The sequence below is a fragment of the Sphingopyxis indica genome, from assembly GCF_900188185.1.
Taxonomy (GTDB): domain Bacteria; phylum Pseudomonadota; class Alphaproteobacteria; order Sphingomonadales; family Sphingomonadaceae; genus Sphingopyxis; species Sphingopyxis indica.
The window spans coordinates 717,610-732,650 of sequence record NZ_FZPA01000001.1 but is presented as its reverse complement, the minus strand read 5'-3'; the positions used below and the strand labels follow the sequence as shown (position 1 = coordinate 732,650).

Below are 15,041 nucleotides of genomic sequence, written 5' to 3'. Positions count from 1 at the left end.
GAAGCGATGCTTTTCCGGCTATGAGCGTGGCCGCACAGCAACACTGCTGTTGCAAATAACGACATGAAAGCCCCATCCGTTCCCATGACGACGCGCAGACCTCCCCGATCCCCTGCCCGCTCCGGCGGCGAGCGCGAAGCTCCGCGCGGACGCCGTAGCGCGCGGACCGAACGCCCCGCCCGCAAGCCTGCCGAAGAGCCGCGCGACGAGGATGGGCCGCAGCGTATTTCCAAATTGCTCGCGCGCGCCGGCGTGGGTTCGCGCCGCGATGTCGAGCGGATGATCGAGGATGGCCGCGTCGCGCTGAACGGCGAGACGATCGCGCAGCCCGCGCCGCTGCTGACGTCGCTCGAAGGGCTGACCGTGGACGGCAATCCGGTCGCAAAGCCCGTGTCGACGCGCCTCTATCGCTTTCACAAGCCCGCAGGCTGTTTGACCGCGGCCCGCGACCCGAAGGGGCGCAAGACGATCTATGACGTCCTGCCCAAGGGCCTGCCGCGGCTGATGCCGGTCGGACGCCTCGACTATAATACCGAGGGGCTGCTGCTGCTCACCAATGACGGCGAATTCAAGCGCCAGCTCGAATTGCCCGCGAGCGGGGTCGAGCGCAGTTATCGCGCGCGTGCCTTCGGCGACATCAGCCAGGCGCAGCTCGAGGAGTTGGCGCTCGGCGTCACCATCGACGGCATCCGCTATGGCAGGATCGACGCCAATCTGGAACGCCGCACCGGGCGCAACCAGTGGATCGAGCTGACCCTGACCGAAGGCAAGAACCGCGAGGTGCGCCGTGTCCTCGAACATCTGGGGCTGCAGGTCAGCCGGCTGATCCGCACGCGCTATGGCGAATTCGGCGTCGAAGGGCTCGACGTCGGCGCGGTCGAGGTCGTCCCGCGCGATGCGCTGTTCCAGTTCCGGCGGCGGATGGCGAAATGAGGGTGATCGCCGGCGAATGGCGCGGGCGCAAGCTGCTCGCGCCAAAGAATGACGCGACGCGCCCGACCGCCGACCGCATGCGCGAAACCCTCTTCTCGATGCTCGCGAGCCGCCTCGGCAGCTTCGAAGGGCTCTATGTCGCCGACCTGTTCGCCGGGTCGGGCGCGCTTGGGATCGAGGCGCTGTCGCGCGGCGCCGAACGCTGCCTGTTCGGCGAACAGGACCGCGATGCGCTCGATGCGCTGAAGAAGAACCTTACCGCGCTCGGCGCCGGCCCCCGCGCCGACGTGCGCGCTGGCTCGGTGCTGAGCCTCGGCCCGGCGCCGCGCAGCCATGACCTGCTGCTCTTCGACGCGCCCTATGGCACCGGCGCGGGCAGCGTCGCGCTCGACAAGCTGAACCGGCTCGGCTGGATCGGGCCCGACAGCTGGATCTCGATCGAGACCGCCGACAAGGAGGATGTATCGGTCGCGGGGTTCGAAATCGACGCCGAACGCCGCGTCGGCAAGGCGCGGCTTACGCTGCTACGACGCGCTTCCTGACGAGCAGCAGGCCAAGCAGGCTCAAGAAACCGGCGACGCCCAGATACAGTCCGACGAAGCTGGTCCCGCCCTGGTCGCTCAGCCATTGCGCGGCGATCGGCGCCCCGGCGCCGCCGATGATCCCGCCGACGTTGAAGGCGACCGACGCGCCGGTGTAGCGCACGCGCACCGGGAACAGTCCGGGCAGCCACACGCCGAGCGGGCCATAGACGAGCCCCATCACGAACAGCGACGCCGACAGGCCGAGCGCGACGATGCCCCACGCGCCCGACGCGAGCGACGGGCCGAAGACGAAGCCGATCAGCACCGTCGCGGCACAGCCCCAGCCGAGCACGCGCTGCGCGCTTGCGCCGTCGCTCCAATAGCCGGCGACGACGATCCCGAGCGCGAGGAAGAGGATCGCCCCGAGCTGGATCAGCAGAAACTCTTCCTTCGGATAGCCGAGCGCGGTCGTGCCGTGCGCGAGCGCAAAGCTCGTCGCGAGATAGAAGATCGCAAAACAGGCGACGACCGCGAAGGTGCCTGCAAGCGTCGTCAGCGCGTGGCTGCGCAGCAGTTCGCCCATCGGCACGCCGACCGGCGGCTCCTTTTCCATCGCTTCGGCAAAGGCCGGGGTTTCGCGGATTTTGAGCCGCACCCAGAGTCCCAGCCCCACGAGCACCGCCGAGACGAGGAAGGGAATGCGCCAGCCCCAGTCGGCGAAATCGTCATCGCCGAGCCATAGGCCGAGCAGCAGGAACAGTCCGTTCGCCGCGATGAACCCGACCGGCGCGCCGAGCTGCGGAAACATGCCGAAGCGTCCGCGCCAGCCCGGCGGCGCATATTCGACCGCGAGCAGCGCGGCGCCGCCCCACTCGCCGCCGAGTCCGAATCCCTGCCCGAAGCGCAGGATGCAAAGGAGCAGCGGCGCGATCCACCCCGCCATTGCATAGGTCGGCAGGAAGGCGATCAGCAGCGTCGAGCCGCCCATCAGCATCAGCGAGGCGACGAGCGTCGACTTGCGCCCGATGCGGTCGCCGAAATGGCCGAACACCACCGCGCCGACGGGCCGCGCGAAAAAGGCGAGGCCGAAGCTCATGAAGCTGAGCATCAGCTGCGCCGATTCGGACTCCGACGGAAAAAAGAGCGGACCGAAGACGAGCGCCGCTGCGGTGCCATAGATATAGAAATCATAGAATTCGACCGCCGTGCCGACGAGGCTCGCGGTCAATATGCGCCGATGCGCGCGATAGGGTGCCATATCCACGGGCGCCGCTCTCCCCTTTCCGGTTCGGCGTCGCTTTGGACGCAGGACGCCCCGGCGCGCAAGCCCTTGTTCTGCCGGAAAGGATCGCCGCCCTAGGCCATGCCGCGTGCAAGGTCGATACGCGAAGCGTCGCCCACCTGGCTGCCGCCGTCGCAATCGAGGATCGTACCGGTGATGTAGCTCGCGGCGGGCGAGCAGAGGAACACCGCCGATTCGGCGACCTCCTCGATCCTGCCCCAGCGCTTCATCGCGATGCGTGCATAATGCGCCTCGCGCGAAGCCGCATCGGGGGCAAGGCGCTTCATGCCCTCGGTGTCGGCGATCGGACCCGGCGAAATGCCGTTGATCCGCACATCGGGTCCCCATTCGAGCGCGAGGACGCGGATCAGCTGGTTGATCCCGGCTTTCGCGGCGCAGGCGTGCGCCTGCAACGCCGAGGCGTTGACCGCCTGTCCCGCGGTGATGGCGATCAGCGACGCGCCGGGCGTGTTGAGCAGGTCGTGGCAGCCGCGAAACACGTTGAAGGTGCCGTTGAGGTCGATATCGACGACGGTGCGAAAGGCGTTGGCCGACATGCCGAGCACCGGCGCGAGGAAATTGCCCGCCGCGCCCGAGATCACGATGTCCATCGGTCCCAGCCTGTCGGCAACGGCCTCCATCACGCCGCGGATCGCGTCATAATCGCGCACATCGCCCGAGAGACCGATCGCGCCCGCACCGATCTCGGCGGCAGCGCGCTGCGCCTTTTCGGGGTCGCGGCCGGCGACCGCCACCTTGGCGCCGAGCTCGGCAAAGCGTTTCGCGATGCCGAGGTTGATCCCGCTGGTGCCCCCCGCGACGAAGGCGGTCTTGCCCTCGAGCAGATTGTCCCGGAACGTCGACATCGCCTTCTCTCCCTTTCCCATGCGCGATCCGGGGTTGACGGATCGCACTTCGGTCGCCTTTTGAAACCCAAACAGACAGCAAGGACGACAGGATGACAAGAGGCCCCACTTCGCACAGCTTCATTTCGCAGCGGCTGAAGCTGCATTATGTCGACTGGGGCAATGAAGAGGCGCCGCCGCTATTGCTCGTCCACGGCGGGCGCGACCATTGCCGGAGCTGGGACTGGGTCGCCGAAAGGCTGGCGGACCGCTATCATGTCATCGCGCCCGACCTGCGCGGTCACGGCGACAGCGCCTGGTCGCCCGACGCCAATTACGACATGGACACGCTCGTCTATGACCTCGCGCAGCTGATCCACCAGCTCGACCTCGCGCCGGTGACGATCGTTGCGCACTCGCTCGGTGGCAATATCGCATTGCGCTATACGGGCCTTTATCCCGAAAATGTCGCAAAGCTCGTCGCGATCGAAGGGCTCGGCCCCTCGCCGAAAGTGATTGCGGAGCGCGCGGCGATCCCGGTCGGCGACCGTTTCCGCAAATGGATCGAGGACAAGCGCCAGGCGGCGGGCCGAATGCCGAAGCGCTATCCAACGCTCGACGATGCGCTCGCGCGGATGATGGCGGAGAATGCCTATCTGACCCCCGAACAGGCGCGCCACCTGACCGTGCAGGGGATCAACCGCAACGAGGACGGCAGCTGGAGCTGGAAGTTCGACAATTATCTGAACGTCTGGCCGGTGTTCGACCTGCCGCAGAACGACATCGAAGCGCTGTGGTCGGCGATCATCTGTCCGACGTTGCTCCTTTACGGCGCCGACAGCTGGGCCTCCAATCCCGAAAAGGACGGCCGGATCGAGCATTTCAGCACCGCGAAGGTGATCGAGTTCGACAATGCCGGCCATTGGCTCCACCACGACCAGTTCGACCGGTTCATGTCCACGCTAGACGAATTCCTTTAGGATGACCGCCTGAGGGCGCGCGGAAGCGGCGCGTCCGGAGAGGGTCGCATGGTCTATACCGGACAGCTTTCGCGCCAGCAGCGGGCCGCCTCCGCCGGCGCTGCGCTGGCCGCGGTCGCCCTGATCGGCGCGGGACTGGCGAGCGGTCTCGATCTCAGCGCGGTGCGCACGGCGAGCGAGGCCATCACCGCGATTGCCCTCCCCGCGCCGCCGCCCGAAGCGCCGCCGCTCGCGGAGCCCAAAGCGGACAAGGCCGCGGGCCAAGCCGCTCCGCCGGCAAAGGTCGCAAAGGCGGCGCCAGTCGCGGCGCCCGAACCGAAGATTCGGCCTCCCGATCCGCCGCCGGTCGCTGCGGCGCCGAGCCCGGGAAAAGGCACCGAGCCCGCGGCGGGCGCGGCGCCGGCGCCCGGCCCCGGCTCGGCCGCCGGGGGGCGGGGCGACGGCACCGGATCGGGTGGTTCGGGCGATGGCACGGGCGGCGGTGGAACGCGCCCCGTCCTGCTCGGGGGCCGCATCGAGGACAGCGATTATCCGAAAGCCGCGAGCCGCGCGAAATCCGGTGGCGAGGTCGAAGTGCGCTTCACCGTCCAGCCGACGGGCCGCGCGACGGGCTGCCGCATCACGCGATCGAGCGGCGACGCATCGCTCGACGCGACCACCTGCCGCCTGATCGAAGAGCGCTTCCGCTTTCGCCCCGCGACCAACGCTGCGGGAACCTCCATCGCCACGCAATATGGCTGGCGCCAGCGCTGGTGGCTCGAACGGCGTTAGGGGGCGAGCCGTGGTATCGAAAAAGAACGAAAAAGGGAGGTGGCGGAGACGGAGGGATTCGAACCCTCGGTACCGGATTTACCAGTACGACGGTTTAGCAAACCGTTGGTTTCAGCCACTCACCCACGTCTCCGCATGGCCCGCCGCGTCGGCGACAGTGTTGGCCTGAGCGGGCGCTATAGCCAGCAGTGCGGCGGCCCGCAACGCCCAATATTGTCCTTTTTTTCTGCCGTGCCGTGCCGTTCGCGGTAAAAGGGATTCGTTCCGGCGTAAAATCGACTCGGGTCATCGCCCGTTCATTGCCCGCGAGTCACAGCAGGAGTCATGATTAACGCGCGTCGCGACGATTTTTGGCGGCGCCACCGGAATAGTGGGGGAATGCATGCGTCCAGTCTTAACCAAATTCGCCGCGATGGCGCTCGCGACGCTCGGCCTTGCCCTGTCGCCGCTCCCCGCCGCCGCGCAGATGACCGAGGTCGATCCGAATACGGTGATCGATTCGGACCTTGACAATCCCGACCAGACACCCCCGCCGCCGGCCTATCCTTCGACCGATAGCAGCACTCCCTCCTATGACGGCGACCTCGCGACGGGCGACGAACAGATCACCGGCGCGCCGGTCGACCCACCCGCAACGACCGCCACGGTCGGGACCGATCCGCAGACCGCCGCCACGACCGCCGACCCGGGCACGACCTATAAGGAGGACGACCTGATCGGCGCCGCCGAAGGAGTGTTCGGCAAGGGCGCGCAGGGGCTTGCAAGCCTGATCGAAGACGTCCTCAAGAAGCAGGGCGAGCCCAACGCCTATATCGTCGGCCGCGAAGCGAGCGGCGCGCTCGGCATCGGCGTGCGCTATGGCTCGGGCACGCTCTATCACAAGGTCGAGGGCGAGATGCCCGCCTATTGGACCGGACCGTCGATCGGCTTCGACGCGGGCGCCAATGCGGGGAACACCTTCATCCTGGTCTATAATCTCTTCGACAGCGAGGATCTCTACAAGCGCTTCCCCGCGGGTGAGGGCGCGGCCTATCTGATCGGCGGATTCAACGCGAGCTACCTGCGCAGCGGCGACATCGTCCTGATCCCGATCCGCGTCGGCGTCGGCGCGCGGCTGGGTGCCAACGTCGGTTATATGAAGTTCCGCAAGAAGCAGAGCTGGCTGCCCTTCTGATCCCCGCGTGCTTGCCAAGGGGGCGAGAGCCCGCGCTTCGGCGCGGGCTTTTTTCTTGTCTAAGCAAGCGGCCGCCGCTTCGCGGCGAATTTGTCGGCTTGCGATAGATCGGCGACATTTTGTATCATAGCCTTGTCATTCCCGCGAAAGCGGGAATCCCGTGTGGGGTCAGCCGACGCACGCCCTGGATTCCCGCTTTCGCGGGAATGACGAAGATGGGGGACGACAGCTCCCCACCCCGAAGCAGCCGTCTCGACCGCTAATCCCCATCGAACGCGATCAGCGTCTCGCAGGCGAGCCCCGCATCGCGCAGCCGCGCTGAGCCACCGAGGTCGGGCAGGTCGATCACGAACATCGCCGCCGCGACCTCCGCCCCGACGTTGCGCATCAGCTGCGCCGCGGCGAGAATCGTGCCGCCGGTCGCGAGCAGGTCGTCGATCAGGATGACGCGGTGCCCCGCGACCACCGCGCCTTCGTGCAGTTCGAGCCTGTCCACGCCATATTCGAGTTCATAGTCGACGCCGATCGTCAGGCCGGGCAGCTTGCCCGCCTTGCGCACCGGGACGAGGCCGAGCCCCATCGCGGTCGCCATCGCGGCACCGAACAGAAAGCCGCGCGCTTCGACCGCGACGATCAGATCGGGGCGATAGACCGCGGCACGATCGGTGAGGCGCCTGATGCTCTCGGAAAAGCCCTCAGCGTCGCCGATCAACGTCGTGATGTCGCGGAACCGGATTCCCGGTTTCGGAAAGTCGGGGATGGTGCGGACGAGCGCCGCCAGATCGAGGTCGGGACGGGGCGGCAGCGCGATCATCGGCCCAGCCGCCCCTTTACCCCATCAATGCTTCTTGTCGGCCCAGATATTGCGGTACGACAGATAGGCGAGGACGCAGAAGATCACGAGGAACAGCGCCGCTGCCCAGCCCACCTGCACCCGCTTCACCAGCTTCGGCTCGGCGGTCCATACGAGGAAGGCGGTGACGTCGCTCGCCATCTGATCGACCGTCGCCTTGGTGCCGTCGGCATAGGTGACCTGGCCGTCGCTGAGCGGCGGCGCCATCGCGAGGTTGAGATTCGCGAAATAGGGGTTGTAGTGTAGGCCCGTCGCCGGTTGCAGTTCCTTCGGCAGATTCGCCGGCGGGTTCTGGAAGCCGGTGAGCAGCGAATAGACATAGTCCTTGCCGCCTTCGCGTGCCTTGGTGATCAGCGACAGGTCGGGCGGCAGCGCATTGTTGTTCGCCGCGCGCGCCGCGACTTCATTGGCATAGGGCGCCGGGAAATAATCCGACGGCAGGCCATCGCGCGTCGCCGGCTCGCCCGTATCGGGATTGACCGACGGCACCTGGAAGCCCTTGGCGAAGCTCTTAACCTGGCCTTCGGTATAGCCGAGTTCGCCGATGTCGCGGAAGGCGACATGATTCAGGCTGTGGCAGGCCGAGCAGACCTCCTTGTACACCTGCATCCCGCGCTGCAGCTTCTGCAAATCCCAGCGGGGGAACAGCCCGTCGCTCGACAGGGCGAGGTGGCGCGGGTGCTTGTGAAACTCATGCGCGGCGTTGGGCTCGTTGGAAAGCGGCGTGGTGAAAATCGCGCACAACAGCGCCGCGATGAAACCAAGGCCGACGAGAAATCCGAGCGGACGAACCATGGCTGTTTCAGCTCCTATTAAAGTCCGGCGCTCAGGCCGTTGCCGCCGCCGACATGTCGTCGGCATGCTTTGCGAGAACCGCTTCGGTGATCGAGTTCGGCATCGGCGCCGGACGTTCGATCCGCGACACGATCGGCAGAATGATCAGGAAGTGGGCGAAATAATAGGCGGCGCCGATCTGGCTGAGGACAACCCACGGTTGTTCCGCCGGCATTTTCCCGCAGACACCGAGCAGCAGCACGTCGAACACAAGCACCCAGAAGAACTTCTTGTACAGCGGGCGATAGGTCGACGACTTGACCGGCGAGCTGTCGAGCCACGGCAGGAAGAACAGCAGCGCGATCGAGGCGAACATCGCGATGACGCCCCACAGCTTTGCGTCGATCCACAGGAAGTTGAAGGTGAAGGCGCGCAGGATCGCGTAGAAGGGCCAGAAATACCATTCGGGGACGATATGCGCCGGCGTCGAGAGCGGGTTCGCCGGAATATAATTGTCGGCATGACCGAGCAGGTTCGGGCTGAAGAAGGTCAGCAGCACGAACATGAGCAGGAAGATGCCGAGCCCGAAGCCGTCCTTCGCGGTGTAATAGGGGTGGAACGGGACCGTGTCCTGCTCGTCCTTCACCTCGATGCCCGTCGGGTTGTTCGACCCCGGAATGTGCAGCGCCCAGATGTGCAGGATCACGACGCCCGCGATCACGAAGGGCAACAGATAGTGCAGCGAGAAGAAGCGGTTGAGCGCGGCATTGTCCGGCGCGAAGCCGCCGAGCAGCCAGACGCGGATCGGCTCGCCGACGACCGGAATCGCCGAGAAGAAGCCGGTGATCACCTGCGCACCCCAGAAGCTCATCTGACCCCAGGGAAGCACATAGCCCATGAAGGCGGTCGCCATCATCAGGAGGAAGATCACGACGCCGAGCAGCCACACCATCTCGCGCGGCGCCTTGTACGAACCGTAGTAAAGGCCGCGGAAGATGTGGAGATAGACGACGATGAAGAACATGCTCGCGCCGTTCATGTGCGCGTAGCGGATGAACCAGCCGGCGTTGACGTCGCGCATGATATGCTCGACCGAGTTGAAAGCGACGCCGGCATTCGCGGCATAGTGCATCGCGAGCACGATACCGGTGATGATCTGAATCGCCAGCGCGGCCCCGGCAAGAACGCCGAAGTTCCAGAAATAGTTGAGGTTGCGCGGCACCGGATAGCCCGCGCCGACGGCATTATAGACGAGGCGCGGCAGCGGCAGCTTCTCGTCGAGCCACTTCATCAGCGGCTGCTGGGGTTCATATTGCTTGGCCCAGGGAAAGCTCATCTCAATCTCGCTCCTCAGCCGATCGTTACAGCGGTGTCGCTGGTGAATTCATAGGGCGGCACGACGAGGTTCTTCGGCGCCGGGCCTTTGCGGATGCGCGCCGCGGTATCGTAGTGCGACCCGTGGCACGGGCAGAAATAGCCGCCGAAATCGCCGCGCGGCTCGCCTTCGGCGGCACCGAGCGGGACGCAGCCAAGGTGCGTGCAGACGCCGAGGGTGATCAGCCAGTTTTCCTTGCCCACCTTGGTGCGCTCGGCGAGCGTCTGCGGGTCGCGCAATTCGCTGAGCGGCACCTTGTTCGCCGCCGCAATCTCGGTTGCGGTCAGGTTGCGGACGAAAACCGGCTGCTTGCGCCAGCTCGTCTTGATCGCCTGCCCCGTTTCGATGGCCGAAATGTCGATCTCGGTCGACGACAGCGCGAGCACATCGGCCGACGGGTTCATCTGGTTGACCAGCGGCAGGACCACCGCGACGGCGCCGACCCCGGCGAAGCTGACGGCGGCGATATTGATGAAATCCCGGCGCCGGACGCCTTCTTCGATGCCGGCGTTGAGATTGGTTTCACTGGCCATTCGACTGCCCTTGCATGGGTGAACTGACAAAATTCCGCCGGAATGGACCGCCCCGTTGCAGGCACGAACATGCGCCTCTCCCGGCAGCCCCTCCGGGAATTGCGGGCCTGATAGCCGCACATAATGGGCTTGCCAACAGACAATTTCCGCTTGCCCTGCCGCGCGATGATCGTATCGGCGGCCCCTCGATTTGACCCGCGGCTCGTCCTATGGAGCCGTGATGGACCTTGCGCTTTTCCAGCCCGATATCGCCGGCAATGTCGGCACGACGCTGCGCACCGTCGCCTGCTTCGGGGTTGCGGCGCATATCGTCGAACCGTGCGGCTTCCCCTTTTCCGACGGCGCCCTGAAGCGCGCCGGAATGGATTATGCGGCGCGCGCCAACGTCCGGCGCCACGCCGGCTGGGATGCGTTTCGCGCGTGGAGCGCGGCGGCAGGCAAGCGGATCGTGCTGCTGACGACGGCGGGGGCCACGCCCCTTCCCGCCTTCGCCTTCACCCCCGATGACATGCTATTGTTCGGGTCCGAATCCTCGGGCGTGCCGGCGCATGTCCATGCGGCGGCCGACGCGCGGGTCGCGATTCCGATGCAGCCCGGCTTTCGCTCCTTGAACGTCGCGGTCGCGGCTGGCATCGCGCTCGCCGAGGCGCTTCGCCAGACGAAAGGTTTCGCATCATGATTTCGCTCGATCCCCAGCAGCAGGCGGCCCGCGACTGGTTCGAATCGCTCCGCGACCGCATTTGCGCCGAGTTCGAGGCGATCGAGGCCGAAGCGGGAAGCGACGCGGCCTTCGAATATACGCCATGGGACCGCGAGGCCGAGGGAATTGCCCCTGGCGAAGGCGGCGGCGGCGTGCGCGGGGTGATGACGGGCAAGGTCTTCGAAAAGGTCGGGGTCAATGTCTCGACGGTCGGCGGCCGCTTCGCCCCCGACTTCGCGCAGTCGATCCACGGCGCGGACGAGGACCCGAGCTTCTTTGCCACGGGGATCAGCCTCGTCGCGCATATGGCCAATCCGCATGTGCCGGCGGTGCATATGAACACCCGCTTCCTGGTGACGCAAAAGCGCTGGTTCGGCGGCGGCGCCGACCTCAACCCGCCGATCCCCTATCGGGAAGACACCGACGCCTTTCACGCACGGCTGCGCGCTGCCTGCGCGCCCTTTGGCCCCGACGTCTATGAACGCTATGCCAAATGGGCCGACGACTATTTCTATATCCCGCACCGCGGGGTGCATCGCGGCGTCGGCGGGATCTTCTACGACCATCTCGAATGCGGCGACGATGCCGAATATGACCGCAATTTCGAATTCACCCGCGCGGTCGGCGAGGCTTTCCTCGACGTCTTTCCCCAGATCGTGCGGCGCCGGATGAACCAGCCCTTCACCGAGGCCGAGCGTGAGGAACAACTCGTCTGGCGCGGCCGCTATGCCGAATTCAATCTGGTCTATGATCGCGGCACGCTGTTCGGGCTCAAGACCGGCGGCAATATCGACGCGATCCTGATGAGCCTGCCGCCGCTCGCAAAATGGGCGTGACGAGGAGGCGCCGCAGCGCCCCCTCGTCCATGGTCGTTCAGGCGAATACTTCGCTCGTGCTCGTCCCGCCGAGCGCACGATAGATGCCCGCGGGCACGCCGACCTGCAGATAGGCGAGCGGGATGCTGATGATGATCGCCCCGACGATCAGGCTGAACATCGACCCCGTGCTCTGGAGCCCGCCGGCAAAGGCCGAAACGCCGACGATCATCCCGAGGATCATGAAGACGACGAACATCGCGATCCCGAGCAGGATGAAATAGGCAAGAATCTTCCACTGCGACGCCGCGGTCATCCGCCACGAGGTGCCGAGGGCGCTCAGCACATTATAGCTGCGTTGGTCGGCCATCGCCGGCCCGGTGCAGCAGAAACGCGCGGCGACCCACGCAAGAAACAGAAGGAACAGCGGCACGAGCAGGAAGAGCGCAAGGCCCAGCCCGGCGAGCGCCGAATCGCTCGGCCGCTGTCCCGACGCCATCGACATGATCGCGCTTCCGAAGACGAGGAAACCGATGATGCCGAGGACGAGCACGATGACCACCGTGAGCAGGAACACCGGCAGCGCGGCGATCAGGCCGTAACCGATTGCCGTGCCGACCGGCTCGCCGCCACCCGTCAAACCGATCCGCCATGATGCGAAATAGCTGCCCGTCTGGAGCAGATAGTTGACGAGGCTGAGCAGGAAGCCACCCGCGCCCATCGCGGCGATCGCCGCTGCACCGCCGCCTTCGGCCATGCTCGCGGGGTCGAACATGGTCGCCCCGCCGCCGAGCAGCAATTGCAGAATCAGCGGCACGAGGATGCCGACCCCGATCAGGACGATGGCGTGGTTGACGCCCTGCCCGTTAAAGAAGCTGGTCGTGTAGGACCAGGCCTGACTGATGCTTATCCGGTTCATGGTTTTCTCCCCTGCAAATTCCATGATGGCCTTGGCGGCCTATTCGAAAACGCCTGCGGTGCCCTCCGCCGCAAGTTGCCGATAGATGGCGGCCGAAACGGCGAGCGAGACGAAGCTGCCCGCGGCGATGAACGCGGCCCCGACCAATCCGGAAACGATCTTCCCGGCGCCCGTTTCGGCGCCGAACAGCGACATCGTCACCACCCCCGCGATGACGCTGATGATCCCGATCACCAGCGTGACCAGCAAGAGAAAGAAGAATATGCTCCAGCCATTGTCGTCGGTCAGCCGCCAGCTGGTGCGGATGGCGTCGATCGGATTTCGGATGCCGCGATCAATCGCCGCCGGAACAGTCACCGCGAGGCGGCCGACGAGATAGAGGCCCGGAACGATGAGCAGCAACAGGCCGAGCGCGAACGCGAGGCTGGTGAGCAATTCGATCGCGATCAGCGTCGGAAACAGCGCCAGCGCAAAAGCGAGCGATTCGCCAACGCTCACCCCGCCGCGCGCGAGCCACAGTCGCAGTATCGCCGCGGTGCCGATCAGCGCGGCGAGCGCGACACCGATGCGCGGGACCAGACTCTGCACCATATTCTGTTCATAGATCCGCACTATCTGGTCGATCCCCATGCCTTCGGTCGGCGCAACGGGCGCAGGGCCGAGCCACGCGAAGGCAAGCGCGGGCAGGAACAGGAAAACCGCGGCAATCGCGACGGTGAGCGCCGTATAGGATCGCATCAGTTGCCGCGCATCGTCCCATGCCGCAGCCATGTCGAATTTCCGCATCATCTCTCCGTGATTTAATGGTCGCACGCAGAGTGGCGCTCTTCGCCGCGGCTGTCCAGCCCTTGTCCCGACCGGCGCCCTGAGCTGCACGTCTCTTGCTTCGGCGCGCGCGCGGGTGCAGAGGCGCGCGATGACCCGCCCCGCCCTGCCCGAATGGATCGTGTCGCCCGGCCTCACCGGCTATGAGGGGGCGCTTGCGGACATGGAGGCCCGCGCCGCCGCGATCCATGCCGGCGAAGCGCGCGAACGCATCTGGCTGCTCGAGCACCCGCCGCTCTACACCGCGGGAACGAGCGCCGACCCCGCCGAACTGCTCGATCCGCGCTTTCCGGTCTATGATGCGGGGCGCGGCGGGCGCTACACTTATCACGGCCCCGGCCAGCGCGTCGGCTATGTCCAGCTCGACCTTGCGCAGCGCGGGCGCGACGTGCGCGGCTTCGTTTCGGCGCTCGAAGGCTGGGTGATCGACACGCTGGGCAGCTTCGGGGTCGCCGCGCGCCGCGCCGAGGGGCGGATCGGGATCTGGACCGACGATCCGCAAGGGCGCGAGGCGAAGATCGGGGCGATCGGCGTGCGCGTGCGGCGCTGGGTGACGCTGCACGGCTTCTCGCTCAACGTCGCTCCCGACCTCTCGCATTTCGGCGGCATCGTGCCGTGCGGGATCGCCGAATTTCCGGTGACGAGCCTCGCCGCGCTCGGCATCGACGCCGATTTCGCGGCGGTGGACGCGGCGCTGCACGCAAGCCTGCCCGCCTTTCTCGACAAGCTTTCGCCGAGCGATTAGGACAGGCCCATGACCCGCCTCACCCTGCCCGCCGCGCTCCTATTGACGCTCGCCGCCTGCGGCGGGAGCGATTCGACGAACAAGACGACGACCAAGCTCGACGCGGTCGAGGTTGAGCCCGGCACGATCAGCGATTCGATGATCGTGCTCGACGATACGAATATCGACGGCACCGCGGTCGACGACAGCGTGCCCGCGGGCGACACGGCGAAGCCCGCCGGGAAGAAGGCCGACGACGAGGCGGCGGCGGCCACCGAAGAGAGCGAGGAAAAGGCCGATCCCGACACCGTCCCGCCCCCCAAGGTCAAGCAGTCGGTCACGCCCGACGCGGCAAGCAAAACCGGCGCCGACTGACCCTCAGCGCAGCCCGAGCGCCTTGTGCGCCTGGAGCGACAGGCGCCAGCGCGGATCGGCCATCACAAGGTCGATGCACGCGCGGACGTTCGCCGCGGCGTTCGGGTCGTCGAGCGGCTGGATCAGCCGGTGGCGGAAGTCGAGCGCCGCGAGCCGGTCGACGTCGCTGCCCGGCTGCGGCCAGACGAGCTTCAGCTCGTCGCCGCTCGTCTGAACGAGGTCGCTTCCAGCCTTGGGACTGATGCAGATCCAGTCGATGCTGCGCGGCACCGCCTGCGTGCCGTTGCTTTCGATCGCGATCGTAAAGCCCGCCGCGTGGAGCGCGTCGATCAGCGCATCATCGACCTGCAGCATCGGTTCGCCGCCGGTCAGCACGACGAAGCGGTCGTCCCCGCCCGCGCCCCAACATTCGGCGATGATGCGCACCAGCGCCGCCGCATCGGCATATTTGCCGCCGAGCGTTCCGTCGGTGCCGACGAAATCGGTGTCGCAGAATTGGCAGATCGCCTTGGCGCGATCCTGCTCGCGTCCGGTCCACAGATTGCAGCCGGCGAAGCGGCAGAAGACCGCGCGGCGCCCCGCCTGCACACCCTCGCCCTGCAGGGTGAGGAAGATTTCCTTGACCGCATAGGTCATCGG

At 66.3% G+C, this 15,041-nt stretch carries 18 protein-coding genes and 1 tRNA gene; 9 read left to right on the top strand and 10 right to left on the bottom strand.

Going from position 1 to position 15,041, the window contains the following annotated elements; translation table 11 throughout:
* The first annotated feature begins 84 nt into the window (after positions 1–84).
* Entirely contained in the window at positions 85–933 is an 849-nt protein-coding gene (locus CHB69_RS03440; protein ID WP_089214525.1) for a pseudouridine synthase, read from the top strand.
* Positions 930–1,475 (top strand): 16S rRNA (guanine(966)-N(2))-methyltransferase RsmD, encoded by a 546-nt coding sequence (rsmD, locus tag CHB69_RS03435; RefSeq protein ID WP_089214524.1) that lies wholly within the window; start codon positions 930–932, stop codon positions 1,473–1,475. The genes CHB69_RS03440 and rsmD overlap by 4 nt, the downstream gene beginning before the upstream one ends.
* On the opposite strand, the gene CHB69_RS03430 is transcribed toward rsmD, so the two are convergent.
* Positions 1,450–2,715, bottom strand: coding sequence for an MFS transporter (locus CHB69_RS03430; RefSeq protein WP_089214523.1), 1,266 nt, complete (start codon positions 2,713–2,715; stop codon positions 1,450–1,452). The genes rsmD and CHB69_RS03430 overlap by 26 nt on opposite strands.
* A 98-nt stretch (positions 2,716–2,813) precedes the next feature.
* Positions 2,814–3,605: an SDR family oxidoreductase gene (locus tag CHB69_RS03425; RefSeq protein ID WP_089214784.1), complete on the bottom strand. Its 792-nt coding sequence runs from the start codon at positions 3,603–3,605 to the stop codon at positions 2,814–2,816.
* Between the two features lie 92 nt (positions 3,606–3,697).
* Between CHB69_RS03425 and CHB69_RS03420 the strand changes: the two genes are divergently transcribed.
* Positions 3,698–4,564 carry an alpha/beta fold hydrolase gene (locus tag CHB69_RS03420; RefSeq protein ID WP_089214522.1) on the top strand — a complete coding sequence of 289 codons (867 nt, stop codon included), beginning with the start codon at positions 3,698–3,700 and terminating at the stop codon, positions 4,562–4,564.
* Positions 4,565–4,612: 48 nt separating this feature from the next.
* Positions 4,613–5,335 carry an energy transducer TonB gene (locus CHB69_RS03415; RefSeq protein ID WP_089214521.1) on the top strand — a complete coding sequence of 241 codons (723 nt, stop codon included), beginning with the start codon at positions 4,613–4,615 and terminating at the stop codon, positions 5,333–5,335.
* A 40-nt stretch (positions 5,336–5,375) separates the two neighbouring features.
* Here the strand turns inward: CHB69_RS03415 and CHB69_RS03410 are convergent.
* Positions 5,376–5,468: transfer RNA gene (locus CHB69_RS03410), tRNA-Ser, on the bottom strand.
* A gap of 249 nt (positions 5,469–5,717) precedes the next feature.
* On the opposite strand from CHB69_RS03410, the gene CHB69_RS03405 reads away from it, so the two are divergent.
* Positions 5,718–6,509 (top strand): DUF1134 domain-containing protein, encoded by a 792-nt coding sequence (locus CHB69_RS03405; protein ID WP_089214520.1) that lies wholly within the window; start codon positions 5,718–5,720, stop codon positions 6,507–6,509.
* Positions 6,510–6,768: 259 nt separating this feature from the next.
* Here the strand turns inward: CHB69_RS03405 and CHB69_RS03400 are convergent, their stop codons facing one another.
* The 4 genes from CHB69_RS03400 to petA are packed head-to-tail and all read right to left on the bottom strand — an operon-like array spanning position 6,769 to position 10,044.
* Entirely contained in the window at positions 6,769–7,323 is a 555-nt protein-coding gene (locus tag CHB69_RS03400; RefSeq protein WP_089214519.1) for an adenine phosphoribosyltransferase, read from the bottom strand.
* Positions 7,324–7,347: 24 nt separating this feature from the next.
* Positions 7,348–8,157: a cytochrome c1 gene (locus CHB69_RS03395; RefSeq protein WP_089214518.1), complete on the bottom strand. Its 810-nt coding sequence runs from the start codon at positions 8,155–8,157 to the stop codon at positions 7,348–7,350.
* 31 nt (positions 8,158–8,188) lie between these two features.
* A complete protein-coding gene (locus CHB69_RS03390) occupies positions 8,189–9,472 on the bottom strand; it encodes a cytochrome b (protein ID WP_089214517.1) in 1,284 nt (427 codons plus the stop codon).
* Between the two features lie 14 nt (positions 9,473–9,486).
* A complete protein-coding gene (gene petA, locus CHB69_RS03385; protein WP_089214516.1) occupies positions 9,487–10,044 on the bottom strand; it encodes a ubiquinol-cytochrome c reductase iron-sulfur subunit in 558 nt (185 codons plus the stop codon).
* 220 nt (positions 10,045–10,264) lie between these two features.
* Here petA and CHB69_RS03380 point away from each other — a divergent pair, with 220 nt between their 5' ends.
* Positions 10,265–10,723 carry a tRNA (cytidine(34)-2'-O)-methyltransferase gene (locus tag CHB69_RS03380; RefSeq protein ID WP_089214515.1) on the top strand — a complete coding sequence of 153 codons (459 nt, stop codon included), beginning with the start codon at positions 10,265–10,267 and terminating at the stop codon, positions 10,721–10,723.
* Complete coding sequence (hemF, locus tag CHB69_RS03375) at positions 10,720–11,580, top strand: oxygen-dependent coproporphyrinogen oxidase (protein WP_089214514.1); 861 nt, start codon at positions 10,720–10,722, stop codon at positions 11,578–11,580. Before CHB69_RS03380 ends, hemF begins: the two co-directional genes overlap by 4 nt.
* A gap of 37 nt (positions 11,581–11,617) precedes the next feature.
* On the opposite strand, the gene CHB69_RS03370 is transcribed toward hemF, so the two are convergent.
* Together CHB69_RS03370 and CHB69_RS03365 are read right to left on the bottom strand one after the other, a co-directional pair.
* Positions 11,618–12,478, bottom strand: a complete 861-nt coding sequence (locus CHB69_RS03370) for a hypothetical protein (protein ID WP_141133901.1) — start codon at positions 12,476–12,478, stop codon at positions 11,618–11,620.
* Positions 12,479–12,517: 39 nt separating this feature from the next.
* On the bottom strand, positions 12,518–13,267 hold the full coding sequence (locus CHB69_RS03365; RefSeq protein ID WP_245836478.1) for a hypothetical protein: 750 nt from the start codon (positions 13,265–13,267) through the stop codon (positions 12,518–12,520).
* Positions 13,268–13,394: 127 nt separating this feature from the next.
* Between CHB69_RS03365 and lipB the strand changes: the two genes are divergently transcribed.
* Together lipB and CHB69_RS03355 are read left to right on the top strand one after the other, a co-directional pair.
* Entirely contained in the window at positions 13,395–14,048 is a 654-nt protein-coding gene (lipB, locus tag CHB69_RS03360) for a lipoyl(octanoyl) transferase LipB (RefSeq protein ID WP_089214512.1), read from the top strand.
* Between the two features lie 9 nt (positions 14,049–14,057).
* Entirely contained in the window at positions 14,058–14,402 is a 345-nt protein-coding gene (locus CHB69_RS03355) for a hypothetical protein (RefSeq protein ID WP_089214511.1), read from the top strand.
* A gap of 3 nt (positions 14,403–14,405) precedes the next feature.
* On the opposite strand, the gene queE is transcribed toward CHB69_RS03355, so the two are convergent.
* Positions 14,406–15,038: a 7-carboxy-7-deazaguanine synthase gene (gene queE / locus CHB69_RS03350; RefSeq protein ID WP_089214510.1), complete on the bottom strand. Its 633-nt coding sequence runs from the start codon at positions 15,036–15,038 to the stop codon at positions 14,406–14,408.
* Positions 15,039–15,041 lie beyond the last annotated feature (3 nt).